Genomic DNA, 26,241 nt, shown 5'->3' on the forward strand with positions numbered 1-26,241 from the left:
CCTCGGCCGAGGCGACGCGCCCGCCCGCCGCCGCGGAGGCGGAGCTCGCCCTCGCGGAGGGGGATCGCGCCTTCGCCCGGCGCGAGGACACGTCCCAGCTCGAGGCCGCGATCGCGGCGTACGAGCGGGCGGCGCTGCTCCGGCCCGCCGATCCCGCGATCGAGGTGCGCATCGCGCGCGCGGAGGCGTACCGCGGCCTCGCGGCCCCGGAGCCGTCCCGCGCCCGCGAGGGCTGGGACGCGTCGGCGCGGGCCGCGGAGCGCGCGCTGCGGGTGCTCGCGCCGTCGTGGGCGAAGGCGATCGACGCGGGCGAGGACCCGGCCGCCGCGGCGGCGCGGATCGACGCCGGCGGCGCCGAGGCCCTCTACTGGCTCGCGCTCGGGACCATGCGCTCCGCGCAGACGACCGGGTACGCGGCGGTGCTCGCCGTGAAGGACGCCGCCCTCGGGATGATGACCCGGGCGGCGGAGCTCGACGAGCGGGTGGACGCCGCCGGCCCGCTCCGCGCGCTCGGGGCGTGGCGGGCGGCCCTGCCGGTCGCGGCCGGCGGGGGCGCCGCCGCGAGCCGGGCGCACTTCGAGCGGGCGCGGGCGCTCGCCCCGGACGATCTGCTCGGCCCCGTGTCCGAGGCGGAGACCTACGCCGTGCTGACGCAGGACCAGCCGTTGTTCGAGCAGCTCCTCGCGGAGGTGCTCGCCGCCGATCCCGGGCGCGATCCGGTCCGCGCCCCGGAGAACCGCATCGCCCGCCGCCGCGCGCAGGAGCTGCTCGAGCGCGAGGCGCGCCTCTTCTAGCGCGCGAGGGTCGATCCGTGTCTACTCACCGTCGAACCGCCGTCCCCCTCCTGGGCGTCGTCGCCGCCGTGGCGCTGGCCGGCTGCCGGCCGCCTCGCACGCCGCCCCCGGATCTCTCGCTCGACCCCGCGGCGCTCCGCGAGCAGGTGCTGCACGCGGAGGGGCGCGTCCGGAGCGTGCAGGGAGAGGCCCGGGTCGGGGTGGACGCGCCGGGCGGCTCCGGCACCGTCAAGCAGTTCATCGCGGCGGAGCGCCCGGACCGGCTCCACCTCGAGGTGCTCGACTTCTTCGGGAACGTGGCGGTGGTCCTCGCCGCGGGAGACGGCCGGTTCGCGCTCTACGACGGCCGCGAGAAGGTCTACTACCGCGGGGCGGCGACCCCCGAGAACCTGGCGCGCCTCGTCCCGCTGCGCCTCCGCGCCGAGGAGCTCGTCGCGATCCTCTGCGGCGACGCCCCGCTCGTGGACGGGGCGCCGGCCGCGGCGGCCCCGGGGCCGGGGTACGTCACGCTGGATCTGGCCCGCGGGGCGCTCACCCAGTCGCTGCGGATCGGCCCGGGGGCCGTGATCGAGCGCTCGTCGCGCCGGATCGACGGCGCCCCCGGACCGGGGACGTACGACGTCGCGTTCGACGACTTCGAGCCGCACGCCGGCGTCCGGTTCCCCCGGTCGGTCGCGCTGCGGTCGGATTCGCCGAAGGTGAAGATCGACCTGCGCTGGGGGACGATGGAGGTGAACGGGGCGCCGGATCCGGCCCTGTTCCGCCTCGCGCCGCCTCGCGGCGCGCGCGTGGTGGACCTCGACGCCGGGCAGGCGGCGCGGGGCGCGCCGTCGAGCCCGTTCGGCGTCCCCGCGGGGAGCGACGCGCCGGCCGGCTGAGCCAGGCGGTCGGCCCTGCGGGCGCCCGACGGATCGGGCGTTCGGGGGAATGACCCGGGTCACCCGGGCGTTCGCGCCGTCGATGGGCCCCCCGCGCGACCGTCGCCGCCGTTAGACTCTCACCGCGCCCAGCGGAGACCACGACTTGGACTTCAGCTACTCGACCTTCCTCAAGAACGGCAGCGCGGCGATGTGGATCATCGTCGCGTGCTCCGTCATCGCGCTCGCGGTGGCGATCGAGCGGGCGGTCGCGCTCTTCGGCTTCACCGCGAAGGCGAAGAGCCTCGCGGACGCGGTGACCCGGGCGCTGTACCGCGGCGACGTCGAGGACGCCCGGGCGCAGTGCGAGCGGTCGGGATCGCCCGCCGCGGACGTGTTCCTCGCCGGCCTCGTCGCGGCGCCGCCCCGCCCGGGCGCCCGCGCCGCGCCGCCGGTCGAGAAGATTGTCGCGGCGGTGGAGCGCGAGCGCCAGCAGGCCAATTTGAAGCTCCGCCGGGGCCTCTGGATCCTCGGCACCGTCGGGGCGACCGCGCCGTTCGTCGGGCTCTTCGGGACCGTGGTCGGCATCATGCACGCGTTCAGGCAGATGGCCGCCACCGGGCAGGGGGGCTTCGCGGTCGTCGCGTCGGGGATCTCCGAGGCGCTCGTCACCACCGCGGGCGGCATCGCGGTCGCCATCGAGGCGGTGGTCCTCTTCAATTTCCTGAACGTGCACGCGCAGAAGCTCGCCCTCCAGCTCCGGCTCCTCACCGAGGAGTACCTCGAGATCCTGAAGGAGGTCCTCCCCGCGCTCCGGGCCGGCGCGGCGGAGCCGACGGCGCCGCTGCGGCCCGCGGGGGAGGGCTAGCGGATGGCGCTCGGCGGTCCGAACGGGGACGCGGGCGGCGACGACGAGGTGGGCGGCGGGATCTTCGCCGACATCAACATCACGCCGCTCACCGACATCTTCCTCGTCCTCCTCATCATCTTCATGGTGACCACCACCGCGATCGCGGAGGCCGGCCAGGAGAAGGGCGGCTTCAAGGTGAACCTCCCGAAGGGCGGCAAGGGCGAGGTCTCGGCGGTGCCGCAGGACCTCGCGGTCGCCATCCTGGCCGACGGTCGGGCGGTGATCGGCGGGAAGGTCCTGGACGACGAGGCGCTCAGGCGCGCCTTCGGCGAGGTCCGGGGCCGGAACGCCGACACGGTGGTGCTCGTGCAGGCGGACGAGGGCGTGCCGCACGGGAGGGTCGTGCAGGTGATGGAGCTCGCCCGCGGGGAAGGGCTCGCCCGGCTCGCGATCGCCACCCGCGCCGGCGGCGGCGGCCGCTGATCGAACTTCTCTCGGTCAGGCCCGTCGGAACTTCTCTCGGTCAGGCCCGTCGCGTCCGCGCCGCCGCCGGTCGCTGATCGTCACCGTGGCATGTCGTCGCGGACAGCGTCCCCTGCGGCGCCCGGTCGCTCGACCGCTCGACATGGCGCGAGGTAGGATTCGGGCTCCATGGGCCCGACACCGAAGAAGCGGCTGGGGGAGCTGCTCCTCGAGTCCGGCGTCATCGACGCGGCCCAGCTCCAGGCCGCCCTGGGACACCAGCGAAAGTGGGGGGGCCGCCTCGGGCAGGCCCTCGTCGAGCTGAAGCTCGCGCGGGAGACGGACATCGTCCGGGCGCTCGCGAGGACGCTTGGCTACGAGGTCGCGCGCCTCGGCGACGTCGAGCCCTACGCGCTCGAGCAGGCGCTGAAGCTCGTCCCGCGCGACTTCGCGGTCCGCCACAACGTGTTCGCGCTGTCGGCGGACTCGACGTCGATCTCCGTGGCGATGTCGGACCCGACGAACCTCGCGGTCGTGGACGAGCTGCGCTTCCGGACCGGTCGGCGCGTGAAGGCGAGCATCGGCGGCGACCGCGAGATCGCCGCGGCGGTGCGGCTCCACTACCCCGGCGAGGGGGGCGCCCTGCAGGTCGAGGCGATCGCTCTCGAGCTCGACGAGGTGGACTCCGGCGCGCCGGGGCTCGACCTCGCCGGCGGCCGCTCGGGCGACGCGTTCGACGCGTTCTTCGGGAGCGCGCCGGGTCACCCCGCGGCGCCCGCGGGGGAGCCGGCGGGGCGGCCCACGGCGCCGCGCGCGGCGGGCCGCACGCCGGCCCTCTTCGAGCTCGAGGACGCGTCCGGGGGCCGGCGGCGATCGCCGGCGGGCCCGACCCTGGGAGCGCTGGAGAGCGAGCTCGAGCCCGAGGAGCTGACGCCGGTCACGCTCGAGGAGCTCGAGGAGGAGCTCCCGGGTGAGCCGGTGCTCGCGACGGAGCTCGCGCCGCTCGAGACGGAGCTCGCGCCCCTCGAGGAGGAGCTGGGCGAGAGGCGACAGCAGCAGGCGCGCCCGATCTCCCCCGCGGAGCGCGAGATCCTCGACGCGCTCGACCGCCTCGCCCGCGGCGCGCCCCCCGAGCCGCACCTCGTGCAGCCGACGCAGGCGATGGCCGCGGTGATCCGGCTGCTCGTCCGGCACGGCATCGTCACGGAGCGGGAGCTCGTGGACGAGCTGCAGCGCAGGTAGCGGCGCGGACCGCCGCGCCGATGGCGAGCTCGTCGGCCGCCTGGCGAGCGGCCTCCCGCCCGGCATCCGGGCGACCCGCAGAGGGGGCTGGCGCGCGCGCCTCGCGAGCTTCGGGTCGCGCCCGCAGGGTGCGCTATTGTTTGTGGATGGATCAGAAGCTCGCGACGCTCCTCGAGGACACCCGCCGGCGCCAGGGGCCCGTGGTGGTGCTCACCGGCGCAGGCATCTCGGCGGAGAGCGGGATCCCGACCTTCCGGGGCGAAGAGGGCTACTGGGTGGTCGGCTCGCGAAACTACATGCCCCAGGAGATGGCGACCCACTCGATGTTCGAGCAGGCGCCGGACGAGGTCTGGCGCTGGTACCTCTACCGCTTCGGCGTCTGCCGCGACGCGCAGCCGAACGCGGGCCACGCCGCCCTGGTCCGCCTCGAGCGCGCCCTCGGCGATCGCTTCACCCTGGTCACCCAGAACATCGACGGGCTCCACCGCCGCGCCGGCTCGCAGCGCGTGTACTGCATCCACGGCGACGCGGCCTGGGTTCGCTGCGCGGCGGAGTGCGGGGTGGGGCTCCTCGACCTGCCGCGGTTCCCGCCGCGCACCAGGGACCAGCCGCTCACGGCGGAGGACCGGCGGCAGCTCACCTGCCCGCGCTGTGGGGGCTGGCTGCGACCGCACGTGCTGTGGTTCGACGAGTACTACGACGAGGAGCACTACCGCCTCGAGAGCGCGCTCCGCGCGGCGCGCGGCGCCGACCTGCTGCTCGTCGTCGGCACGAGCGGCGCGACCAACCTGCCCATGCAGATCGGCGAGCTCGTCTACATGCGCGGGGCGGCGCTCGTGGACGTGAACCCGGAGGAGAACCCGTTCGCCGAGCTCGCGGAGCGGTCGCCGCGCGGCCACTTCGCGCGCGGGAGCGCCTGCGAGCGGCTGCCGGAGATCGTCGCGGCGCTCGGGGCGGAGGGCTAGTACTGCTCCGCAGCGGCTCCGGCTCGCAATACTGATGCGCGGTGCGAGCGCCCGCGTCAGCGCCGGACCGGCGCGTCCGCGAGCGAGATCTCGAGTCCCCGGGTCTCGCCGGCCGCGAGCCGGACGTCGGCCTCGCCGCGGCGCCCGTCGTCGGTCCGGACGAGGAGCCTGAGCGGCTCGGATGGGAGATCGCCCAGGGCGAAGCGGTCGCCGGTGAACCGGTGCACGTCCACGGTGCGCCACCCCTCCGGCGTGGGCCGCGACGACACCTCCAGGGTGAAGCCCCTCACCGTGCGTCCACCCCCCCGGACGATCCCGTCGAGGGCGCCGCCCGGGGCGAGGGGGACCACCAGCGTCCCCGAGGCCGGGAGGGGGCCGGTGTACGCGCCGCTCCGGCCGCCGTTCCGGACGCGCAGGACCACCGCGGCCCCGCCGGGGACGAGGCCGGCGCCGAGGCGGACGCGCCCGTCCTCGCCCGCCGTGAGGGCGAGGGCGATCTTCGCGTCGTCGGGGCGGGAGAGCGTCACGATCGCGCCCGGCGACGGGGCGCCGCCCGGCTCGATCACGGCGACCTCCGGCCCCTCTTCGGCCGGCGCCGGGGCGAGCGCGAGGTCGAGCCGGGTGGTGAGGCGAGGCTCGACGCGCACGAAGGCGGGCGGGATCCGCAGGTCCGCGTAGGCCACCTCGGCCGGCGCGGCGTGGACGCGGTACTCGCCCGCGGGCACCGCGAGGCCGTAGTTCCCCGACGCGTCGGCGAGGGTCCGCGCCACCTGCGAGGTGCCGAGCCCGGCTCGGAGCGGGACCGCCACGACCGCGGTCCCCAGCGGCGGTCGCCGGCCGCCCGCCGTCACGCGTCCGCTCAGGAGCCCGGCGGCGGGGACGACGAAGTCCGCCCGGGACGTGCGACCGGGCTCGATCCGCACGGCCCGGACGTCGCCCAGGAGCGCGCTGGACTCGGCCGCGACGAGCTCGGCGCGCCCCGCCTCCACGCCGGTGATCCGGTAGCGCCCCTCGAAGTCGCTGTGGACCTCGATCGGGAGGACGCCCTCGAGGCCGTCCCCGCGCGACAGGACCCGCACCCGCGCGCCGGAGAGCGGCGCCCCGGCCGCGTCGGCGACGGTCCCCTCGACGGCCCCCCGGGCGGCGAGCGTGACGCGCACGGCCGCGCGCTGGCCGGCCGCCAGGGTGATCCCGGCGACGGTGGTCGGGCTCGCGTCCGGCGCGGACGCGCGCAGGTCGTACGGGCCGGGCGCGAGCCCGTCGAGCGCGAAGCGTCCGCCCGCGTCGGCGGTGGCGCTCGCGGCGCGGCCGCCGGTGTCGTGCCGGACGAGCTCGATCCCGGCGCCGCTCGCCGGCGCGCCGTCGCCGAGCACGACGGCGCCCTCCACGGTCGCGGCCGGCCCGAGCCGGACGGCGACGCCGCGGACCGCCGCGCCCGGCGCCGACGTCACCGGCGCGGTCAGGGCGCCCGCCTCGCCGGCGGCGGACGCGAGCAGGGCGTACTCGCCGGCGGGCAGCGCGATCGAGAACCGCCCCGCCGCGTCCGCGGTCGCCGTCGCGAGGTGAGCGCGCGAGACCGCGCGCACCGCAGCGCGGGCGGCGGCGCGGTCGCCGGGGAGGAAGATCTCCCCCGCGAGCGTCGCGAGCGGCTCGATGGTGAGCTCGAGCGGGCCGGCGCGGGGGACCGCCACGGGCTCCACCCGGAGCGCGTGGAACCCGGGCGCCTCGATCGTCATCGCCCAGGTGCCGGGCGCGAGCCCTCCGGCGTGGAAGCGGCCGGTCCCGTCGGCGTTCACCCGGAGCGTCTCCTCCTCGGGCGCGCCGAGGCCCGCGCCGAGCCGGGCCGCCGCGGCGGGGACGAGCGTGGTCCGCGCGGCGATCGGCCGTCCGTCGCGATCGTGGACCACCCCCTCGAGCGCGGCGGGCGGCGCCAGCTCCACCTCCACGCGGGACTCCGCCTCCCCCGTCGCCCGGAGCACCTCCGCGTACCCCGGCGCCAGCCCTGCCGCCCGGATCGCGGCGAGGTAGGCGCCGGCGCGGGCGGGCACCTGGGCGATCCCGTCGGGGCCCGCCGTCGCCGCGCCGGCCCGCCGCCAGGCCGGCACCGCGCCGACGACCGCGCGGTAGAGCTGCACCGACGCCCCGGCTTGCGGCTCGCCGCCCGCGGTCACCCGCACCACCGCGGCGCCGTCGCCCGGAGAGGCGGGCGCGTCGGGCGGGCTCGACGGCGGCGGGACGGGGAGCGGCGGCGCCGGGCTCACCTGGCCCTCGCGCGGGAGCTGCCAGACCACGAGCGCGGTGGCGAACGCCGCGGCGACGACGACGCCGACGAGGGCGACGCGGGGACGGATGCGCATGAGCTCCTCCCTGGAGCGCCGACCTTAGACCACCGCCCGGCGCGAGGCAGGCCCCCGAGCGGGCCGGCGGAGGTCACCACGAGTCATCACCCGGCGCGAGCGGGCGCGGCGTAGCGCCTCTCGGTTGGGTCGAGCTCGTCGCGAGGCACACGATGCCGTCGCCGAGCCGGGGCACACGACGACGGAGCAGCGCAGGCGTGCCTGGAAGGCACGTCGAGCAGCGGACGGAGGAGTCTGCCCGGCGCAGGCAGGCAGCGTGCGCCGCAGCAGGGCTCAGCCCAATCGAGCGGCGCTTCAGGTCAGGATGATGCGCGCGAGCTCGGGCGGCGAGCCGAGGCGCATCGGGGGTCCCCAGTAGCCGGTGCCGCGGGAGACGTAGACGTGACCCCGGGTGCCCGCCTCCTCGAGGGCGTACAGCCCCTTCACGTACGGGTACGCCGCGGCCACCAGGAGGTTGAACGGGAAGAGCTGCCCGCCGTGCGTGTGGCCGGAGAGCTGGAGCTCCACCCCGGCGCCGATCGCCTCGGGCACGCCGCGCGGCTGGTGCGCGAGGAGGACCAGGCTCCGCGCGGGGTCCCGCCCGGCGAGCGCGCGCGGGAGGTCCACGCCGTGGCCGTTCCCGAACCGCCCGGCGCTCCAGTCGTCCACCCCGGCGAGGTCGAGGGACGCGCCGGCGTCGCCGATCGCGACGCGCTCGTTGCGGAGGACGCGGACGCCGAGGCGCCGGAGGTACGCGATCCACTCCTCCACGCCCGAGTAGTACTCGTGGTTGCCTGTGACGAAGTAGACGCCGTGGCGGGCCCGGAGCGCGGCGAGGTGGCTCACCGCCTCGCCGAGCTCCCTCACCGAACCGTCCACGAGGTCGCCCGTGATCGCCACGAGGTCGGGGCGGAGCGCGTTCGTCTGCTCGACGACGCGCCGCACCTCGCGCGCCCGGATGGTGGGCCCCACGTGCAGATCGGTGATCTGCGCGATGGTGAAGCCGGAGAGCGCCGGCGGCAGCCGCTCGAGCCGCACCGGGATCTCGGTCACCTCCGCCGGCCCCGTGGCGCTCCGGAACGCGAGGACGCCCGCGCCGCCCGCGGCGAGGACCGCGCCCCCGGCGACCGCGCGGGCGACGAAGGCGCGGCGGCCGGGATCCGGGAGGTCGGGGGCGGAGCGCAGCCACGCGAGGACGGAGGTCGCGCCCCGCGCGGCGAGCCGCGCGAGGTCCAGGGCGGCGAGCGCGCAGAAGAGCAGGAACGCGACGCCGAGCCAGGTGAAGGCGGCGATGGGCAGGAGCCGCGCGATCCGGCCGGAGCCGAGCCGGACCGCGAACACGCCGGCTGGCACCGCGAGGGTGAGCGCCGCGAGGAGCACCGTCGAGAGCCGGCGCCACCCGTCCGGCAGCCCCGGGTCGCGCACCAGGCGGACCCAGAGGTAGGCGTGCATGCCGCCCAGGATGGCGAGGCTGACCAGGAGGAACGTCGCGAAGGGGAGGACCGGCCGGCTCACCCGGGATGGTGTAATCCGGCCGCGGTCGCGGTCGCGGGATCAGCGCGCCGCGTACCAGCTCAGCGCGTTCCACTCACGGTCGAGGTCGGCGCGGCGGGACGCGTACCAGCGCTCGAACCGTTCGGCCCGGTACGGATCGCGGCGCCAGGGGACGGAGTAGAAGTCCGCCCGGGCCTGGTCCAGCCGCACGTACTCGGCGCGGAGGCGCGCCCGCTCCTGCTCGCGGAACGCCCAGCGGCGCTCGTACCGCCCCCGCCACTCCCGGCCGTCGCGGTCTTCCCAGCGGTGGTCGCGGTCGTGCCAGCCGCGGCCTTCGCCCCAGCCGGCGGGGGCCGGGGCCGGGACGCCGTGGTCGTCGTCGCACGCGCGGGCGAAGGCGGGGACGGCGGCGGCGACTGCGGCGGTGACGACGAGGTTCCTGAGCGCGGTCTTCATGGTGTCCTCCGGTGTTCCCTCTCCACCGGAGAGACGCGCGGGCCGCGGCGATATTCAGGATCGGGCGCCCGGGTGGGCGTCGGTCAGCGCCGCGCGGCGGCGGCCGCGGGCAGCCGGTCGAGCTTCGCCGCGACGATGAAGTCGTTCTCGGTGAGGCCGCCCGCCTTGTGCGTCCACAGCGTCACGTCCACGGTGTTCCAGTGGACCGCGAAGTCCGGGTGGTGTCCCTCCGCCTCGGCGACCTCCGCGAGCGCGTTCACGAAGCGCATCGCCTCGGCGAAGTCCTTGAAGCGGTACTGCCGGTAGATGCGGGTGCGGGCCTCGCGCGCCTCCCAGCCGCCCAGCGTCCCGAGCGCGGCGTCCACCGCGGCCGCGTCCATCGGCGGGGTGCCCGGCTGACACGGGGCGCAGGTCTTGCTCGCGTAGTCCATGCGGTACGCCTCTCCGGCGTGGAGCCGGGTCGCAAGGCCAAGATGGGATGGCGACAGCCGCTCGCCTCGAGCCGCATACTGCCGGGCATGGAACGGCTCTTCTTCGCGCTCGGCGCGATCTCGGCCGGGATCTCGGTGGCGGCGGGTGCGTTCGGCGCGCACGCGCTCAAGGCGCGCCTCCCCGCCGATCTGCTCGCGGTGTTCGAGACCGGCGCGCGGTACGAGATGTACCACGCGCTCGGCCTGCTCGCGGCCGGCTGGGCGGTCTCCCGCGCCCCCGGCGCCGCGAGCTGGGCGGGCTGGCTCTTCGTGGCGGGGACCGTGCTCTTCTCCGGGAGCCTGTACGCCCTCGCGCTCACGGGCGTGCGCGCGCTCGGGGCGGTGACGCCGTTCGGCGGCGTCGCGTTCATCGCCGGCTGGGTCGCGCTCGCCGTCGCGGCGCTCCGGCTGCCCGCCGCGGGCTGATCGGCTCCGCGGTCGCGGGGACGCGCGACGGCGGAGGAAGGATCCGGTCGCGACCCCGGCTGCCGTAGGTGAGCTCTTTGGCCTGGAGGCGGAGCGCCTCGCGCGGCGGGGCCGCCGCGTGGCAGAGTGGCGCGCATGTCGCAGCTCCCCGCCCGCGCGGCCCGCTTCCCATCCTCGATCCGCTTCCTCGCCTGGAACGAGGCCGCGGAGCGGTTCTCCTATTACGGGATGTCGTCGATCCTGGTCCTGCACCTGGTGCGGAACCTCCACCTCCCGGAGAACCAGGCGATCGCCGCGTACCAGCTCTTCACCGCGGGCGTCTACCTCACCCCGATCGCCGGGGCGTTCCTCGCCGACCGCTACCTGGGCCGGTACCGCACGATCCTCTGGCTGTCGCTCGGCTACGTCGCCGGGCATGCGGTGCTCGCCACGTGGGATGGTGCGATCGGGCTCGTCGTCGGCCTCGTCCTGATCGCGGTGGGCGCGGGCGGGCTCAAGCCCTGCGCCTCGGCCTTCGCCGGCGACCAGATCCCGCCGGAGGACGAGGGGCTCGTGGCGCGCCTCTACGACCTCTACTACTGGATGATCAACCTCGGCTCGACCGCCTCGACCATCGCGATCCCGCTCCTCTTCGACCGGGCGAGCCCCCGGATCGCCTTCGGCGTGCCCGGCCTCGCGATGGCCGCGGCCCTCGCGCTCTTCTGGGCGGGACGCCGGCGCTACGTGTACGTGCCGCCCGCGCGCGCCAGCCGCGTCCCCGCCGGCGGCGTGCCGGGCTCGGCGGGGGCTGACGCGGGCGCGGCGCCGGCCGGCCGGATCCTCCTGCGGATCCTCGCGGTGTTCGCGCCCATCACGATCTTCTGGGCGCTCTTCTTCCAGTACGGGTCGTCCTGGACGCTCCAGGCGGCGCGGATGGTGCGGCCGGTGCTGCCGCTCGTCGGGGAGATCTCGGCGGGCAACGTGCAGACCCTCGACGCCGTGTTCGTCCTCCTGCTCATCCCGATCTTCGCGATGGTGGTCTTCCCGGCCGTGGAGCGGCGGGGCGTCCGCGTGACGGCGCTCCGCAAGATGACGGTCGGGATGTTCGTGACCGTGCTCTCGTTCGTCGCCGCCGCGCTGGTCGAGGCGGCCCTGGCGCGGGGGCCGGTGCACGTCGCCTGGCAGATCCCGCAGTACTTCTTCCTCGCGGTCGGCGAGGTCCTGGTGTCGGTGACCGCGCTCGAGTTCGCCTACTCGCAGGCCCCGGCCCACCTCAAGTCGGTCGTGATGGCGTGCTGGTACCTCACGATCTGGGCGGGGACGTCCCTCGCCGCGGTGATCGCCTGGCTGAACCGCTTCCAGGGCGTCCCGTACTACGTCTTCTTCGCCGGCCTCATGGCGCTCGCGGCGGCGAGCTTCGCGGCGGTGGCCTGGTGGTACGAGCCGGTCGCGCCCTCGACGGTGTCGCGCCCCACGGTGTCGTAGGTGCGTGGGATGGCCCCCTGCGCCCGGGCGCGCGCGTGCTCGGTGTTCGGGCCGCCTCCACGCATGCGCACGGCGACGCACATCGGCGCCAACTACACTGTAGGTGTCCCTTGCGAGCGCGGTGGGTCCCAACGGCGGCGCGCCGTGCTAGGTTGAGCGTGACCCCGGGTGCCGATGCCGGCAGCGGAAAAGGTAGCGAATGCGCCGCCGGAGCTGGCAGCCACTTTGCTGGAGACGATCGTCATGAAGCGAAACACCCTGCTCGCGCTCGTCTCGCTGTCGCTCCTCGCAGGCTGCGCCTCGACGGACGGTGTCCAGCACTACTCCGTGGTGCCGCAGGTCCAGGTGACCGAGCGGACGCCGACGAAGCGTCCGTCGCAGGCGAACTACCAGACCCGCCCCGAGGAGTCGCCGCTCTCCGGCTCCGGCGGCTCGGCCCGTTAGTACTGCTCCGCACGACCCACGAGCCAGTCGGCTCCCGACTTCTGACGCGCGGTACTAGCGAGCATCCGCGGCGCGGGGCTCGCCTCGCGTCGCGCCGGCCGGCGCCGCCGACGGCACGCCGGCGACGTACTCCACGCGCCGTCCCGACGCCGCGGAGACCCGCGGCCCCGGCGTGAGGATCCCCACCAGGTTGAGCGGATCGACCGCGGAGACCGTCACGCGCTCGTCGCCTGCACGCGGCGCGCGGCGGACCGCCCGCAGCGCGTCCACCGCCTCCGGGAGCGCGAACTGCTCGCCGGTGAACCCGGAGACGAACCGACCGCCGCGGATCGCGCCGCGCGCCTCGAGGGTCCGGTAGACCCGGACGAGCGCGCGCCAGGGCGGCGCGTCCTCGCGCGCGAGGAGGTCGCGGAACACCACGCCGTAGCGGCGCAGGTACTGCTGCGCGAGCCGCTCCAGGAGCGGCTCCGGGGGATCCTCGCCGCCGGCCTCTCCGGGCGCGCCATCCGGCGGCGGGGAGATGGGCCGGAGCAGCGACCAGCGTCCGCCGCCGCTGCCGGAGCGCGCGACGCGGGAGCGGCGGCGATCCCAGAGCGCCCGCAGCCCGGCGAACGCGTCGCAGGTCGCGGCGCCGGACGCGACGAGCTCGAGCAGGAGCGGCGCGAGCGCGTCGCGCGGCCGGCCGAGCGCGGCCGCGAGGTCGGTCGCGAAGGAGGCGCCGCGTGACGCCAGCGCCGCCGCGAGCCCGCGCGCCTCGAGCCCTGGGCGGGGCGGAGGTCCGCCGGCGGCCTCGAGGAGCCACCCGAGGTCCTCGCGGAGCGCGAGCGTGAGCGGGAACGCGCGGGTGGGCTGGGCGCGGTGGGCCGGGGCGCCTGCGGCGTCCGGGGCTCCGGGAGGCGCAGGCGCCGCGGCCGCCGCGAGCCGGCCGAAGGCGACCTCCCCGCCGAGGCAGAGCCGGTCGAGGAGCTCGGGCGCGTAGCCCTCGACGCGCGCGGCGAGCAGCTCGCGCTCCCACGCGCCCGCGGCGGCGTGGAAGCCCTGGAGCTGCCCGATCACCTCCGCCAGCCCACGCTCGCCGTGGAGGCGCGTCCCCGGGGCGAGGTGCTGCCAGCGGAGGAGGAAGCGCAGGAGGTCGGCCGCGGTCACCGGCTCGATCTCGCGCCGGAGCCGGTCGAGGGTGAGCCGGTGGATCCGCGCGAGCACCGTCCGCTCGCACCAGTGCGGCGCGTCCCGCGTCGCGGGCGTGCCGGCGAGGAACGTCCCGCGCAGGACGCGGCCGTCCGCCTCGAGCCGGACGAGGGCGAGCGCCACCCGGTCGGCCGCGAGCCCCAGGCGCGCGGCGAGCCCGTCCGCCGTCACCGGCCCGAGCCGCGGCGCCCACCCGCGGACGACCGCGAGCACCGCGTCGTCCGGATCGGTCGGGACCCGCTCGGAGGGGAGGGGCCGGAGCGGTGGATCGAGCGCGGGCGCCGCCGTCCCGTGCCCGCGGAGGGCGGGCGCGAGCGCGGCGGCGAGCCCGGCCCGCTCCGCCGCCATCCAGGCCGGCGGCGCGCCCGGCGCGAGCATCCGGGCGGCGCGGCCGGCCTCCCGCAGCGCGGCGAGGAGCGCCGACCACCGGCGCGCCTCCGCCTCGGGCAGGACGCCGACGTCGAGCAGCAGGTCGTGGAGCTCCTCGGCGTCGCGGACGTCGGGCGCGAGCTGCTCCTCGACGGCCGCCATCGCCGCCGGGTCGAGGGCGCCGGCGCCCGCCGCCTCCGATTCGGGCAGTGCACGCCGCAGGGTCACCGCGCGGGCGCGGCGCTCCTCGAGCGGCGCGTCGTCGAGGTAGGCCCAGGGGCGCGCGCCGAGGATCTCGTGGGCGAGCGGCGACGGCGCGGCGGTGTCCACGGACAGGAGGCGGAGCTCGCCGGCGCGCATGCGGGCGACGAGCGCCCGGAGGGCGGGCGCGTCCATCGCCTCCTCGAGGCAGTCGCGCAGCGCCTCGGTGACGAGCGGGTGCGCGGGGATCTCGATGGGCCCTCCGGGCGCGTTGTCCTGGCAGGCGACCTGGGCGGGGAACACCGCCGCGAGGAGGTCGTCGCTCCGCATCCGCGCGATCGCCGGCGGCGTGCGCCGCCCCTTGAAGAGGCGGGGGATCGCGAGCGCGCGCGTCGCCGCCCAGCGCCAGCGCACCGGGAACATCGGCGCCTGCAGGGCGGCCTGGGCGAGGACCTCGTCGATCGATCCCGGCGAGAGGAGCGCGAAGATCGACTCGAGGGGGAAGGCGTGCTGCGGCCCCAGCGAGAGGAGCACGCCCTCGTCGGTGGCGGCCGCCTGCAGCTCGAAGTCGAACCTCCGGCAGAACCGCTTGCGCAGCGCGAGCCCGAGCGCCCGGTTCACCCGCGCGCCCAGCGGGGCGTGGATCACGAGCTGCATCCCGCCCGCCTCGTCGAAGAAGCGCTCGGCGACGAGGGTCCGATCGGTGGGGAGCGCGCCCAGCACGGCGCGCGAGGCGGCGAGGTACGCCACCGCCTGCACGGCGCCCGCCGCCGGGAGGGCGGACGCCTGCGCGAGCCAGGCGGCCGCGCCGCCGGGATCGGCGAGCCGCGGCTCGAGCTCCTCGCGGAGCGCCGCCACCTCGGCCGAGAGCGCCGCGCTCCGACCCGGCGCCTCCCCGTTCCAGAAAGGGATCGTGGGCGGGGCGCCGCGCGCGTCCTCGACCCGCACCGTGCCCGCCTCGACGCGGCGGATCCGCCAGGAGGAGTTGCCGAGGAGGAACACGTCGCCGGCGAGGCTCTCGACCGCGAAGTCCTCGTCGAGCTGGCCGACCGTGATCCCCTCGGGCTCCGCCACCACCGCGTACTGCGCGGCGTCCGGGATCGTGCCCGCGCCGGTCAGCGCCGCCAGCCGGGCACCTCGCCGGCCGCTCACCCGGCCGTGCACGGCGTCGCGGTGCAGGTGGGCGGTGGCGCGGCCGACCCGCCCGGCGACACCCTCGGCGAGCATCTCGAGCACCGCGTCGAAGGAGGCGCGGGCCAGGTCGCGGTACGGCCAGGCGCGGCGGACGAGCGCGAAGAGCCGGTCCTCGTGGATCGCGCCGCAGGACGCCTCGGCCACCACCTGCTGCGCGAGGACGTCGAGGGGCGCCCGCAGGTCCGGGACGGCCTCCAGGCTCCCGCGGCGGAGGCCGCGCACCAGCGCGGCGCACTCGAGGAGCTCGTCGCGGCTGGTGGGGAAGAGGCGGGTCTTCGGCGTCCCGCCCCGGACGTGGCCGGCGCGCCCGGCGCGCTGGAGGCCGACGGCGAGGGCGCCGGGGCTGCCGAGCTGCACGACGAGATCGATCACGCCCACGTCGATGCCGAGCTCGAGCGACGCCGTGGCGACGACGGCGCGGAGCGCGCCCGCCTTGAGGCGCCGCTCCGCGTCGAGGCGGCGCTCGCGGGAGAGGCTCCCGTGGTGCGCCGCGACCGCATCCGGCCCGAGCCGCTCGGCGAGCGCATGGGCGGCGCGCTCGGCGAGGCGGCGCGTGTTCACGAAGACGAGGGTCGCCCGGTGCGCCCGGACGAGCTCGGCCACGCGATCGTAGGTCTCGGCCCAGAGCGCGCCCGAGGCGACCGCGGAGAGCTCGTCGCGCGGGACCTCGACGCCGAGGTCCAGGGGGCGCCGGCGCCCCACCTCCACCACCGTGCAGCGCGGGGTGCCGCGCGGGCCGACCCGCGCCGCGCCCACCAGGAAGCGCGCGACCTCCTCGACGGGGTGGACGGTGGCGGAGAGCCCGATGCGCTGCGGCCTCCGCCGGGCGACCGCCTCGAGCCGCTCGAGCGAGAGGGCCAGGTGGGCGCCGCGCTTGTTCCCGGCCAGCGCGTGGATCTCGTCCACGATCACCGTCTCGACGCTCGCGAGCGCGGCGCGTCCGCGCGCGGTGGTGAGCAGCAGGTAGAGCGACTCGGGGGTGGTGACGAGGAGGTGCGGCGGGGTGCGGAGGAGCGCCTGCCGCCGCGACGCGGGCGTGTCGCCGGTGCGGACCGCGACGCGGATCCGCGGGAACGCGCCCCCCCGACCGAGAGAAGTTTCGGCGGGGTCGCGCATCCGCGGCAACACGCCGCGCTCGCAAGGACCGAAAGAAGTGTCGGCCAGCGCCAGGTCGCGCAGCTCGTCGAGCGGGACGCGCAGGTTCCTCTCGATGTCGTTCGAGAGCGCCCGGAGGGGCGAGACGTACAGGACCCGGGTCTCGTCGCGGAGCCGGCCCTCGAGGCCGTCCCGGACGAGCCCGTCCACGGCGGAGAGGAACGCGGCGAGGGTCTTCCCGGAGCCGGTCGGCGCCGAGACGAGCACGTCGCGGCGCGCGGCGATGGCGGGCCAGGCGAGCGCCTGCGGCTCGGTCGGCGCCGGGAAGCGGGCCTCGAACCAGCGCCGGACGAGGGGATGGAAGCCGTCGAGCACGGGCGCTTCGATAACGCCCCCCGCGGGGCGACGCTCGCGACCGGTGGGGTCCGTATGAATGATCGGGTCCGCGTCCGGCCGGGAGCCCCGCATGCTGCTCAAGGAGACCGCCCTCGTTCGCCTGCTCTCGCTCAGGATCCCCGTCCTGTTGTTCCTCGGGCCACGGGTGGTCGAGCTCGACGACGCGGGGTGCGCCGTGGAGATCCCGCTCGGCTGGCGCGCCCGCAACCACCTCGGCTCGATGTACTTCGGCGCGCTCTGCGCGGGCGCCGACCTCGCCGGCGGCCTCAACGCCGCGCGGCTCATCCAGCGGCGCCACCGCGGGGTGAGCCTCGTCTTCGCGGCGTTGAAGGCCGAGTTCCTCAAGCGCGCCGACGGCGACGTGCTGTTTCGCTCCCGCGACGGCGCCCGGATCGCCGAGGCCGTCCGCCGGGCCGACGCGACCGGCGAGCGCCAGACGATCCCGGTCGAGGTGATCTCGACCGTGCCGGACAAGTACGGGGACGAGCCCGTCGCCCGGTTCACGCTCGGGCTCTCGCTCAAGCGCCGGAGCGCGACGCCCGCGCCCAGCGCCCGTCCCGAGGACCGCATCCACGTGGTCCGATGAAGCGCGTCTCTTCGCGAGCGCAACGCCCCGACCGAGAGAAGTTTGCGGACCTGGCCCGCGACCACCCGCGCACGTGACCGCGCGCGCACCCGACCACCGTCCGGATCAATCGCAGGGATACAGGCTCTCCGTCAGCCACCACCGCCCGCCCCGCACCTCGAAGCAGAACGGGACCCCCGGGGTCGCGAGATCGCGCGCGCGGAACTCGAGGCAGGGGCGACCGACCGGGCCGGCGCGCGGGTCGCGCCGGAACGCGACCAGCACCGCCACCTCCGGTGCCGCTGCGAAGAACGCCCGCAGCGACCGTGGGCGTCCTGCGGCGGCGGCGGTCGCGCCGGGGCCGCCGAACAGCACACCGTGAAGCCAGCTCGATGAATCCCGGAGGTCGCGCGCGATCCGGGCGCGCGGCACGACCCGGGCGCCACAGGAGAGGCCGTCGGCGGGAACGCGGGCGAGGATCGCGGCCGCATCGGCGGCCTCGATCTCCTTCTCGAGGTGGGCCCCCAGCCGGACCATCTCGTTCGCGATCGCGGCGCGCCGCCGCTCGAGCGCATCGGCCGGCGCGGGGGGAGCTGGTCGAGCGGGAGGGGCGTCAGCACGCTCCGACGTCGCGGCGGGGGCGACGAGCAGGAGGGCGAGCACGGCGGCGAGCACGGTATGACGGTAGATGCCACGCGACGCCGCCGCAACCCGACCGAGAGTAATTCGCGAATCCGAAGACACAGCCCGCACGACGGCGGGCAGACCGGGGACTCGGGAGCGGATCGGCGGGCGAGGTTCCGCGCATAAGGGACACGATCACGGAGAGCAAAGGCGCAGCGCGCACGGAAGTCGGCCAGACGACGTGCGCGAGCCGTGGGCGACTCACCGGGAGAGCCGGTCGGACTGCCCGAATTGGCTAGCCGAGGGCTACCCCTCGGCTTGGCAAAGCGCAGCGTGCTGCACGCGCATCAGCCACGAGCCTCGGGGGAAGAGGACGTTGCGGACGCCGGCCCTCCACTTGTCGAGCGCCTCCCGGTACGCCATGCCGAAGTCCTTGAGTCGCTGCAGGGCTTCGATCCGCTTCCACCTGTTCCTGCACGCGACGCGAGGATTGAGCCCCCGCCGCGGCTCGGTGGGGGCAGGGTGCGCGCGGGGCTTCTGGGCGAGGACGCGGGCCACTCCCAGGAAGGACCGGCCTTCCTTTTCGAGCTCCGCCGCGGCGCGGTCCTCGGCGTCGCGCAGCGCCTTGCCGAGCCGCTCGGCGAAGGCGGCGTCCGAGTCGAAGCCGGGAGGCGAGCAAAGCCGAAGGCTGGCGGTGGCCGGCATGCGGCCGAGCTTGCGGAAGAACACCGTCGGCCGCTCCGCGTCGGTGGCTTCGCCGCCGATCAGGCTCGGATCGGACCAGACCCCGGGCCACTCCCGTCCACGGCGAACGAGCCCGGCGGCGACGGGGTTGGCGAGGACGTAGACCATCTTCTCGACGACCGCGTCGTCCGTCTCGAGCTTCACCGCGCTGTAGCTGTCGCGTTCCCAGAAGCCGTCCCACCGGCCGAGCGAGCAGTTCATCGCCCGAGCGACGAGGCCGTCGAGGTAGCGGTGAAACTCGGGGAGCCGCGCACGCGGATCGGTCACGACCAGGTGGAAGTGATTCGAGAGCACGCAATACGCGTGCACCTGGATCCCGTACCGGTTCGCAGCGACCGCGAGGACGTAGCGAAAGATCGCGTCCGTGTCCTTCGAGGGCCGGAGGAAGAAGCGGCGCTCCGAGCAGCGGCGCGTGACGAGGTAGGTGGCGCCTTCGAGAACCTGACGCGGTGCGGTCATGCCCGACGCCCAGGGCAACCGGCGTGCCCGGGCGGGACCGTTGAATTCACACGACCTGGGCGGAACCGCACGGCCGCGCCGCGGACGCGGCGGTCCGCGAAAACTTCTCTCGGTCGGGGTCAGCCAGCCGGAACGCAATCGGCCCCTCGCGGCCAACTTCGCGACGACACGGTGCTTTCCCGGTTTCGTGTTGCGCGGCGAGGGGTTCCGACGATCGTTCGAGTCCAGTGGAGTCCAGTGGAGTCCGGTGAGGGGCGGTGGAGGGAGGCCCGGGTTTGGCCGGATTTTGGCCGGCGCGACTCCCTGGAGACCGGCTCTCACCGTCGGTGTGGTATGCCGTCCGGCTGGCCGGCGCTTCGCCGGCTGGGGGAGGGCGCATGGCGACCAAGGTCGGTGCGAACGGGCGGACGGTGGTCCACAAGGACAGCGGGGGGACCGTGTCCTTCGTGCCGGACGTCTGCCTGACGCCCCAGCCCTCCGGACCGCCCGTCCCGATCCCCTACCCCAACACCGCCGTCTCCGCGGACGCCGACAAGGGAGCGAAGTCGGTCCTCGTGGACGGCAACCCGATCCTCGTCCAGGGCTCCTGCTTCAAGCAGAGCACGGCGACGAGTCCGGTAGCGCCGGCGGCGTCACGAGCGGCAAGACGAAGGGGGCCGCCGAGTTCGTCGGCTACTCCTTCGACGTCATCGTCGAAGGGAAAGGGGTCGTCCGGCAGGGCGACCTCATGCTCGGCAACAAGGGGGCCGCGGTGAACACGCCTCCGGCCCCTCTCCAGCAGCCGCCGATGCCGCCCGCGCAGGAGGTGAGCCCCGACGACCTCGAAGAGGAGGAGGTGACCGACGAGACGCTCCGGTCGACCTTGGGCTACGACGAGCTGCGCGCGCGGGCGAAGGAGCTGGAGGAGATCCCATTCCTCACGTGGCTCACGGTCGTCTTCGGCGCCGACATCCCCGAGGATGGCTACCGGAAGCTACGCAACGCCCTCCTCGACGGGAGCCTGCCCAAGCCCGAGATCGTCCTCCTCCGTGGTGCCCTCCGCGGCCACGTGGCCGGCTACGACCGGGAGAGGCGGGCCATCGTGCTCAAAGCCTCGCTGGTCCGCGATGCGCGGGAGGATGCGGACGCAGCGTGGAAGCTCTTCTTCGCGCTGATCGAGGAGTTCGGCCACCACGTGGATCACCTCCTCCGGAACGAGTACTCGACGGTCGGCGGCGACGCCCGGCTGGACGAGGGGGTTCGGCTCTCGTACGCGCTGGCCGACCTCGGCTGGGGGGAGGCCGACCGGCGCGCCTTCGCGAGCCACGAGGCGGACGACGGGAGCGCGGAGCTCGAGGTGGGGTTCGAGAAGCTCCACGCCGCCATCGAGAAGTTCGCGACCCGGGAGGCCGAGGCGGAGGACGGCGCCTCCGGCCGGTACGAGTTCTTCGCCGCGGGGCGCGGGTCGGGGGCGAGGTCCGCCTCGGGGGGACTCGCCTCCTACCGGCACGAGTCGATCGAGGATTCCCTGAAGGATGCGGACCTCAAACCTGAAGTGCGGCGGGCTGTTTATTTCGGCAACTGGCTCCGGGACTACTCGCAGCTCGTCGATCCCAAGGTCACGCGCCCCCGGGATCCCAACGCTCCTCCCTCCCCGGCGGCCGGCCCCTTCTCCGTCTTCTCGCGCGACGCGCTCACGAAGGTGGTGGACCTCCTCGCCCGCTCCGAGTTCCGCGACCTGCCGCAGTTCCGCGTGACGCCGGAGCGGCTCGGCGTCTACCGGAACGAGGAGCACATCGACAACCCCACCGGCACGCTCGACGCGAGGGGAATCGACCCCTCCTTCCGCGGGCCGGTGCTGCCCCGGGAAACCGGCGTCGACCCGGCGACGGGGATGAAGCGCTACATCCGGAGCAGCCCGCCCTCCGCGCTCCGGCCGGCGCGGGCGCACCGCGTCAAGGACGGGGAGACCCTGGAGCGCCTGGCTCGCGCCAACGGCCTCACCTGGCAGGAGCTGGCGCGCCACAACTTCGGCACCGCCGTCCCCGCCGAGGTGAACCGGCTCCTCCGCGAGCGTGTCGGCTGCACCCGGATGACGTACGACGGCCAGAACTACGTCTTCACGAGCCAGGACAGCCCCGGGATCATCCAGATCCCCGCCGGCGGAGGGACCTTCGGTCCGGAGCAGCCCTGGACGGCGCTGAGCTACATCACCCGCCAGCTCCAGCACGCGATCGAGGAGGGGCGGACGGCCGAGGGCTACCGGCTGCTCGGCCAGGGGCTCCACACCCTGGAGGACTTCTTCGGCCACACCAACTTCGTCGAGGTCGCCCTCTGCCACCTCGGCCACGCCGTCGAGGCGTGGGTGCCGATGAACCGCTCCGGCGCGCCGGTGGACTCCCGGACCCTCCCGATCACCTCCGGCTCCTTCGGCGGCCTCGACACCGCCGCGAGCCTGCTCCTCGGCGTCGGCGAGCTGCTCCAGAAGGAGCAGGAGTGCAGACCCGGCGAGCCGACCCGCGGCACGCTCATCCTGCTGATCCTGCTCCAGGACCTCGGCTACGAGAAGACGCGCAAGGTGATCGGCGGCGTCACCACGGCCCTCAACGAGGCGGAGCGGCGCATCCCGGGGCTCAGCGCGATCAACTGCGCCGTCGCGAAGGTGGTGGCGGTGGTGCAGGGGCTCCTCGGCGGCGCCGTGCGTGCGATGGCGGGCCAGATCGACGACGCGCAGACCGCGTTCCTCCGGGACCCGTCGAGCACCGACCCCACCCACTCGCAGCTGGCGAAGGACCACGACGATCACCCCCTCCACGTCCTCGCCGCCCGGCTCGCCGGCATGGCGTCGAAGGAGGTCGCGGCGGCGGTCCAGGGCGCCTGGAGCGGCCGGGGCGGACGGGACGAGCCCCTGCGAACCGCCGCCCAGTACCTCATCCACCCCGCCCGGATCCAGGCCGGGACGGCGCCGGAGCTGATCCTGAAGGAGATCGACCGGTGGGCGGATGTGAACGGGCCAGCGCTGAGGCAACTCGGCTCACGGTCGTGGGCCGTGGAGTGGACGAAGCAGCGCTCGAAGGAACTCGCGACGATGAGGAAGCAGGCTTCGAGGCTCTACGGCGGCAAGGAGCCCGTCCAGGAGCGGATCCGCCAGCTCCGCGAAGGGAAGAAGAAATGAGCCCCCCAATCCGTCGGGCCGCGCCGGCCCTCCTCCTGCTCCTCGCCGCCGCCTGCACCGAGCCGGCGAAGCCCGCCCGCGTCCTCGACGAGCGCCACGTCATCACCGTCGACGGCACCACCGTCCGCTACAACGGCCAGCTCCTCGACTGGAATGGGACCGTGAAGGACTGGGAGAAGGTGCTGGGGCCGGCGACTCGAGTGGTGCGCGCCATTTCCGTGTGGGATGACCTCGGTGTCTTCCTCTACCACGATGACGTCAAGCCGACGCCAGCCGCGTTCGAGGTTCTCCTTGGCCGTACGCGTCACTCCCAGGCCACGGAGGGCGCGCCAGACTTCTGGCCTCGAGAGCCATTCAGGGGAAGGTTGGTCGTGGACGGCGCGCTCATCCACGGTCGCTCTACGATTCGGGAGATCGACAGGCAGAAGAAGGGGGCCCAGTTCCAAAGGAGCTACCTGCCCACGATCTATGACTACGACCTCGACGGATTCTACATCCGCCTCGACTTCGGCCACGACGGCACCCTGACGTCGTTCTCAATCAGTCCCTCGATCTTCGGGAAGCCCGCAGGAACTCAGGGCGTGCAGCAGCCCGGCGAAGGGAAGAAAAAGTGAGCCCCCCTCTCCGTCGCGCCTCGCTCGCCCTCATCCTGCTCCTCGGCGCCGCGTGCTCCGAGCCGGCGAAGCCCGCCCCCGTCCTCGACGAGCGCCACGTCATCACCGTCGACGGCACCACCGTCCGCTACAACGGCCAGCTCCTCGACTGGAATGGGACCGTGAAGGACTGGGAGAAGGTCCTGGGGCCGGCGAGTCGGGACGAGGAAGGAGTGGCGACCTGGGACGACCTGGGGTTCTTCGTCTTTCACAATCGGGGATCGCCGCATCCCACGTCGCTTGCTGTTCTCTTCGGTCGCTCGCGGCACTCGGGAGCGAGTGAAGGGACGCCCGGACATTGGCCTGCCGTGTTGTTCCGCGGTCGTCTCGTCGTTGACGGAACGCCCGTACATCCCGGGCTCGCGCTCTCGGCCATGCGGCGCGATTGCGGCACGATGCATTTCACACGCGGATACCTCCCCACCATCTACACGAAGAGCAGCGCCGGGTACCTCCTCGGCCTCGAGTTTGGCCACGATGAGTCTCTGACCGAGTTCTCCATCTCGGCTCAACTTCCTCCGGGCGGCTCGCCGCAATGAACCGGACGGATCCTCACCGCGGCCTGCACGGAGCCGGCGAAGCCCGCCCCCGTCCTCGACGAGCGCCACGTCTCTCACCGGCAACCATCGATGAACCCGACTTCTGGCCGCGAGGGTCGTTCCGGGGCCGGCTCGTCGTCGATGGTGCGCCGATCACAACGGGCACAACTGTTGGTGACATCAATGCACGGAAGAATGGGGCTCCGTTCCGGCGTGGCCACCTGCCTTCCATCTTCGAATCGGAGTCGGGTGGATTTCTCCTCGGCATATCGGTCGGCTTCGACGGCAGGCTTCGCACCTTCTCCATGTCGCTCGCGAGTAGAAACTGAGGCGGCCTCCGCGCGTCTCCAGGGAAGAAGAAGTTGAGCCCCCCTCCCCGTGAGGCCTCGCAGGCCCTCCTCCTGTTCCTCGGCGCCGCGTGCTCCGCGTCGGCGACGCCCGACCCGGTTCTCGACGAGCGACACGTCAGTCAGCGGTGTGGCGCGCGGCGGAGTCCGGATTTTGGCCGGCCCGGAACCGGTTGCCGACCCCCAGAAATACAAGCCCCCGACAACCTTGGAGGTTGTCGAGGGCAAGATGGAGCGGGAAAAGGGATTCGAAAACTTCTCTCGGTCGGGGTCAGGGTCGGGGTCAGGGGATCCGGTACGTGAGGAGGTGCGTCTCGAGGGGGCCGTTCCAGAGCCGGTGATCGATCGTCGGGCGGAGCGGGATGGCTCGCGCGAGGAGGGGGTTCCCGGAGAGGAGCACCGCGCTCCAGCCGTGGTGGCGCGCGAGCATCTCGGCGAGCCCGCGGTAGAAGCCGACGAGCTTCTTCTCCTGGACGCGCGCCTCGGCGGGGCTCGCGCCGGGGCCGGCGCCGCCGAGGCGCTCGCCGTACGGCGGGTTCGTGACGATCGCGCCCGCGTCCGCGATGGGCTCGAGGGCGCGGGCGTCGGCCTGCTCGATCACGACGTCGCCGGCGAGCCCGGCGGCCTCGACGTTGCGCCGGAGCGCGAGGATCGCCTTCGGGTGCCCGTCGCGCGCGAGGATGGGCGCGGGCGCGCGCGGGAGCACCGCCGCCCGGGCCTCCTCCCGCAGCCGGTCCCACGTCGACTGGACCGCGCCGCGGTACCCCGGCCAGCGCTGGAACCCGAACGCGCGCCCGAGGCCCGGCGCGATCCGGCGCGCGCGCAGCCCGTGCTCGATGGCGAGGGTGCCCGAGCCCGCCATCGGATCGACGAACGGGATCGCCGGATCGACGCCGCCGAGGAGCAGGATCGCCGCGGCGAGCGTCTCCTTGAGCGGCGCCTCCGTCATCGCGGCGCGGTAGCCGCGCCGGTGGAGCGGGCTCCCCGCGAGGTCCAGGGAGAGCGCCGCCTCGTCCCGGGCGAGGTGGAGGACGATGCGGACGTCCGGATCCTTCGGGTCCACGTCCGGCCGCGCGCCGTGGCGGGCGCGGACCGCGTCCACCACCGCGTCCTTCACCTTGAGCGCGGCGAACCCGGAGTGCGTGATGGTCCGCGAGGACACCGTCGCCTCCACGGCGAGCGTGGTGCGCACGTCGAGCCACGGCTCCCAGTCGATCGCCCGGACCCCGGCGTACAGCGCGTCGGCGTCCGGCGCGGGGAAGCGGCCGAGCTCGAGGAGCATCCGCATCGCGGTGCGGGCGTGCAGGCACGCGCGGAGCCCCGACTCCATCGGCCCCTCGAAGGCGACGCCGCCCCGGTCGCCCCGTATGTGGCCGAGCCGCATCGCGACGAGCTCCCGCCGCAGCGCACCCTCGGTGCCCTTGGCGCAGGTGGCGAAGAACTTCACGTCGGCTCCGTTCGCGATGGGGGTGGCGCGTCGCCCGTGAAGACGGCGAGGCGGACCGAGCCCTTCGCCTCGCGCTTCGCCCGGTACATGAGCGCGTCGGCGCGCGCGGTGAGCTCGTCGACGTCGCCGGGCGGGGTGAGGAACACGGCGGCGCCGATCGAGAAGCCGACCCGCCAGCCTTGCCGCGCGACCGTCTCGAGCAGCGTGGCGCGGAGCCGGGTGAGGAGCGCGTCGGCCATCTCCGCGTCCACCTCGGGGAGGAGCAGGCCGAACTCGTCGCCGCCGAGGCGCGCCACCGCGTCCACGGCGCGGGTCCCGCCGCGGAGCGTCCGGGCGATGGTCGCGAGGAGCGCGTCGCCCTCGGCGTGGCCGTGCCGGTCGTTCACGAGCTTGAAGTCGTCGAGGTCGAGGTAGGCGATCGTGAGCGGCCGCCCGTGCCGCCGCGCGCGCTCGAGCTCGAGGTGCGCCGCCTCGAAGAAGGCGCGGCGGTTCGGGATCTGGGTGAGCGCGTCGGTGCGGGCCAGGAGCTCCTCCCCCTCCAGCCGCCCCTTGAGCGCGTCGAGGACGAGCACCAGCGCGAGGGAGGTGCCGATGAGCATGAGCCCGTTCCAGACGAGCGCGGGGAGGGCGAGCTCGCCGGGCGTGTGCGCGAACCGGTAGAGGAGGTCCGCGCCGGTCGAGACGAGGCCGCTCGCGATCGCGAGCGCGACGCCTCCGCGGAGCGAGGCGAACCACGTCCCGAAGCCGATCGGGGCCAGGTAGAAGAGGATGAGCGACACGTCGGTGCGTGTGAGGTAGTCGCACGCACCGACGCAGAGGATCATCCCGAAGGCGCTGAGCAGCCAGCCGGCGGGCGTGAGCGGGATCGCGCGCGGCCGACCCGGCTCGCTGGCGTGCGAGGGCTCGGCCACGTGCGCGGCCTCGCGCGCAGCGGCCTTCGAGGCCGGGTTCGAGGTGAGGCGGTCCACCGGAGCGTGCTGCCCGAGAAATTACACGGAGGTGGATG

Annotated in this window: 22 protein-coding genes and 1 pseudogene; 14 read left to right on the forward strand and 9 right to left on the reverse strand. The window is 74.9% G+C overall.

Going from position 1 to position 26,241, the window contains the following annotated elements:
• The 6 genes from MNZ27_RS13140 to MNZ27_RS13165 form a co-directional block, all read left to right on the forward strand.
• Positions 1–794 (forward strand): TRAP transporter TatT component family protein (locus MNZ27_RS13140; RefSeq protein WP_242394534.1); only part of this gene is annotated, 794 nt, incomplete at its 5' end.
• A 17-nt stretch (positions 795–811) separates the two neighbouring features.
• Positions 812–1,672, forward strand: a complete 861-nt coding sequence (locus MNZ27_RS13145) for a DUF4292 domain-containing protein (protein ID WP_242394536.1) — start codon at positions 812–814, stop codon at positions 1,670–1,672.
• Positions 1,673–1,817: 145 nt separating this feature from the next.
• Positions 1,818–2,519, forward strand: a complete 702-nt coding sequence (locus MNZ27_RS13150; RefSeq protein ID WP_242394538.1) for a MotA/TolQ/ExbB proton channel family protein — start codon at positions 1,818–1,820, stop codon at positions 2,517–2,519.
• A gap of 3 nt (positions 2,520–2,522) precedes the next feature.
• Positions 2,523–2,984, forward strand: coding sequence for an ExbD/TolR family protein (locus tag MNZ27_RS13155; RefSeq protein ID WP_242394539.1), 462 nt, complete (start codon positions 2,523–2,525; stop codon positions 2,982–2,984).
• Positions 2,985–3,152: 168 nt separating this feature from the next.
• Positions 3,153–4,205: a GspE/PulE/PilB domain-containing protein gene (locus MNZ27_RS13160; protein ID WP_242394540.1), complete on the forward strand. Its 1,053-nt coding sequence runs from the start codon at positions 3,153–3,155 to the stop codon at positions 4,203–4,205.
• 146 nt (positions 4,206–4,351) lie between these two features.
• Positions 4,352–5,170 (forward strand): SIR2 family NAD-dependent protein deacylase, encoded by an 819-nt coding sequence (locus MNZ27_RS13165; protein WP_242394541.1) that lies wholly within the window; start codon positions 4,352–4,354, stop codon positions 5,168–5,170.
• A gap of 56 nt (positions 5,171–5,226) precedes the next feature.
• On the opposite strand, the gene MNZ27_RS13170 is transcribed toward MNZ27_RS13165, so the two are convergent.
• The 4 genes from MNZ27_RS13170 to MNZ27_RS13185 all read right to left on the reverse strand — a co-directional run bounded on the left by MNZ27_RS13170 (position 5,227) and on the right by MNZ27_RS13185 (position 9,887).
• Positions 5,227–7,527, reverse strand: coding sequence for a carboxypeptidase-like regulatory domain-containing protein (locus MNZ27_RS13170; protein ID WP_242394542.1), 2,301 nt, complete (start codon positions 7,525–7,527; stop codon positions 5,227–5,229).
• A 294-nt stretch (positions 7,528–7,821) separates the two neighbouring features.
• The gene (locus MNZ27_RS13175) at positions 7,822–9,021 is read right to left on the reverse strand and encodes a metallophosphoesterase (protein ID WP_242394543.1); all 1,200 of its coding nucleotides are present in this window, start codon (positions 9,019–9,021) and stop codon (positions 7,822–7,824) included.
• Positions 9,022–9,060: 39 nt separating this feature from the next.
• Positions 9,061–9,456, reverse strand: coding sequence for a hypothetical protein (locus MNZ27_RS13180; protein WP_242394544.1), 396 nt, complete (start codon positions 9,454–9,456; stop codon positions 9,061–9,063).
• Positions 9,457–9,539: 83 nt separating this feature from the next.
• Complete coding sequence (locus MNZ27_RS13185; protein ID WP_242394546.1) at positions 9,540–9,887, reverse strand: 4a-hydroxytetrahydrobiopterin dehydratase; 348 nt, start codon at positions 9,885–9,887, stop codon at positions 9,540–9,542.
• Positions 9,888–9,974: 87 nt separating this feature from the next.
• Between MNZ27_RS13185 and MNZ27_RS13190 the strand changes: the two genes are divergently transcribed.
• The 3 genes from MNZ27_RS13190 to MNZ27_RS13200 all read left to right on the forward strand — a co-directional run bounded on the left by MNZ27_RS13190 (position 9,975) and on the right by MNZ27_RS13200 (position 12,260).
• A complete protein-coding gene (locus MNZ27_RS13190) occupies positions 9,975–10,352 on the forward strand; it encodes a DUF423 domain-containing protein (RefSeq protein ID WP_242394547.1) in 378 nt (125 codons plus the stop codon).
• 135 nt (positions 10,353–10,487) lie between these two features.
• The gene (locus tag MNZ27_RS13195; RefSeq protein WP_242394548.1) at positions 10,488–11,816 is read left to right on the forward strand and encodes a POT-type proton-dependent oligopeptide transporter; all 1,329 of its coding nucleotides are present in this window, start codon (positions 10,488–10,490) and stop codon (positions 11,814–11,816) included.
• A 243-nt stretch (positions 11,817–12,059) separates the two neighbouring features.
• The gene (locus MNZ27_RS13200; protein WP_242394550.1) at positions 12,060–12,260 is read left to right on the forward strand and encodes a hypothetical protein; all 201 of its coding nucleotides are present in this window, start codon (positions 12,060–12,062) and stop codon (positions 12,258–12,260) included.
• Between the two features lie 54 nt (positions 12,261–12,314).
• Here MNZ27_RS13200 and MNZ27_RS13205 read toward each other — a convergent pair whose 3' ends face one another.
• Positions 12,315–16,682, reverse strand: coding sequence for a DEAD/DEAH box helicase (locus MNZ27_RS13205; RefSeq protein ID WP_242394551.1), 4,368 nt, complete (start codon positions 16,680–16,682; stop codon positions 12,315–12,317).
• 91 nt (positions 16,683–16,773) lie between these two features.
• Here MNZ27_RS13205 and MNZ27_RS13210 point away from each other — a divergent pair, with 91 nt between their 5' ends.
• A complete protein-coding gene (locus tag MNZ27_RS13210) occupies positions 16,774–17,289 on the forward strand; it encodes a DUF4442 domain-containing protein (RefSeq protein ID WP_242394552.1) in 516 nt (171 codons plus the stop codon).
• Positions 17,290–17,394: 105 nt separating this feature from the next.
• Here MNZ27_RS13210 and MNZ27_RS13215 read toward each other — a convergent pair whose 3' ends face one another.
• On the reverse strand, positions 17,395–17,943 hold the full coding sequence (locus tag MNZ27_RS13215; protein ID WP_242394553.1) for a hypothetical protein: 549 nt from the start codon (positions 17,941–17,943) through the stop codon (positions 17,395–17,397).
• A gap of 255 nt (positions 17,944–18,198) precedes the next feature.
• On the reverse strand, positions 18,199–19,095 hold the full coding sequence (locus MNZ27_RS13220) for a transposase (RefSeq protein ID WP_242394555.1): 897 nt from the start codon (positions 19,093–19,095) through the stop codon (positions 18,199–18,201).
• 377 nt (positions 19,096–19,472) lie between these two features.
• Here MNZ27_RS13220 and MNZ27_RS13225 point away from each other — a divergent pair.
• The 4 genes and pseudogenes from MNZ27_RS13225 to MNZ27_RS13240 all read left to right on the forward strand — a co-directional run.
• Positions 19,473–19,786: pseudogene (locus tag MNZ27_RS13225) on the forward strand (DUF4150 domain-containing protein); the annotation flags it as partial.
• A gap of 36 nt (positions 19,787–19,822) precedes the next feature.
• On the forward strand, positions 19,823–22,249 hold the full coding sequence (locus MNZ27_RS13230; RefSeq protein WP_308197959.1) for an HET-C-related protein: 2,427 nt from the start codon (positions 19,823–19,825) through the stop codon (positions 22,247–22,249).
• Positions 22,246–22,863, forward strand: a complete 618-nt coding sequence (locus MNZ27_RS13235; RefSeq protein WP_242394557.1) for a DUF7738 domain-containing protein — start codon at positions 22,246–22,248, stop codon at positions 22,861–22,863. Before MNZ27_RS13230 ends, MNZ27_RS13235 begins: the two co-directional genes overlap by 4 nt.
• A complete protein-coding gene (locus tag MNZ27_RS13240; protein WP_242394558.1) occupies positions 22,860–23,441 on the forward strand; it encodes a DUF7738 domain-containing protein in 582 nt (193 codons plus the stop codon). The genes MNZ27_RS13235 and MNZ27_RS13240 overlap by 4 nt, the downstream gene beginning before the upstream one ends.
• A 630-nt stretch (positions 23,442–24,071) precedes the next feature.
• Here MNZ27_RS13240 and MNZ27_RS13245 read toward each other — a convergent pair.
• Together MNZ27_RS13245 and MNZ27_RS24035 are read right to left on the reverse strand one after the other, a co-directional pair.
• Positions 24,072–25,235, reverse strand: a complete 1,164-nt coding sequence (locus MNZ27_RS13245; RefSeq protein WP_242394559.1) for a THUMP domain-containing class I SAM-dependent RNA methyltransferase — start codon at positions 25,233–25,235, stop codon at positions 24,072–24,074.
• Entirely contained in the window at positions 25,232–26,203 is a 972-nt protein-coding gene (locus MNZ27_RS24035; RefSeq protein WP_242394560.1) for a GGDEF domain-containing protein, read from the reverse strand. Before MNZ27_RS24035 ends, MNZ27_RS13245 begins: the two co-directional genes overlap by 4 nt.
• Positions 26,204–26,241: the final 38 nt, after the last annotated feature.

This window comes from Anaeromyxobacter oryzisoli (assembly GCF_022690765.1).
GTDB lineage: Bacteria > Myxococcota > Myxococcia > Myxococcales > Anaeromyxobacteraceae > Anaeromyxobacter > Anaeromyxobacter oryzisoli.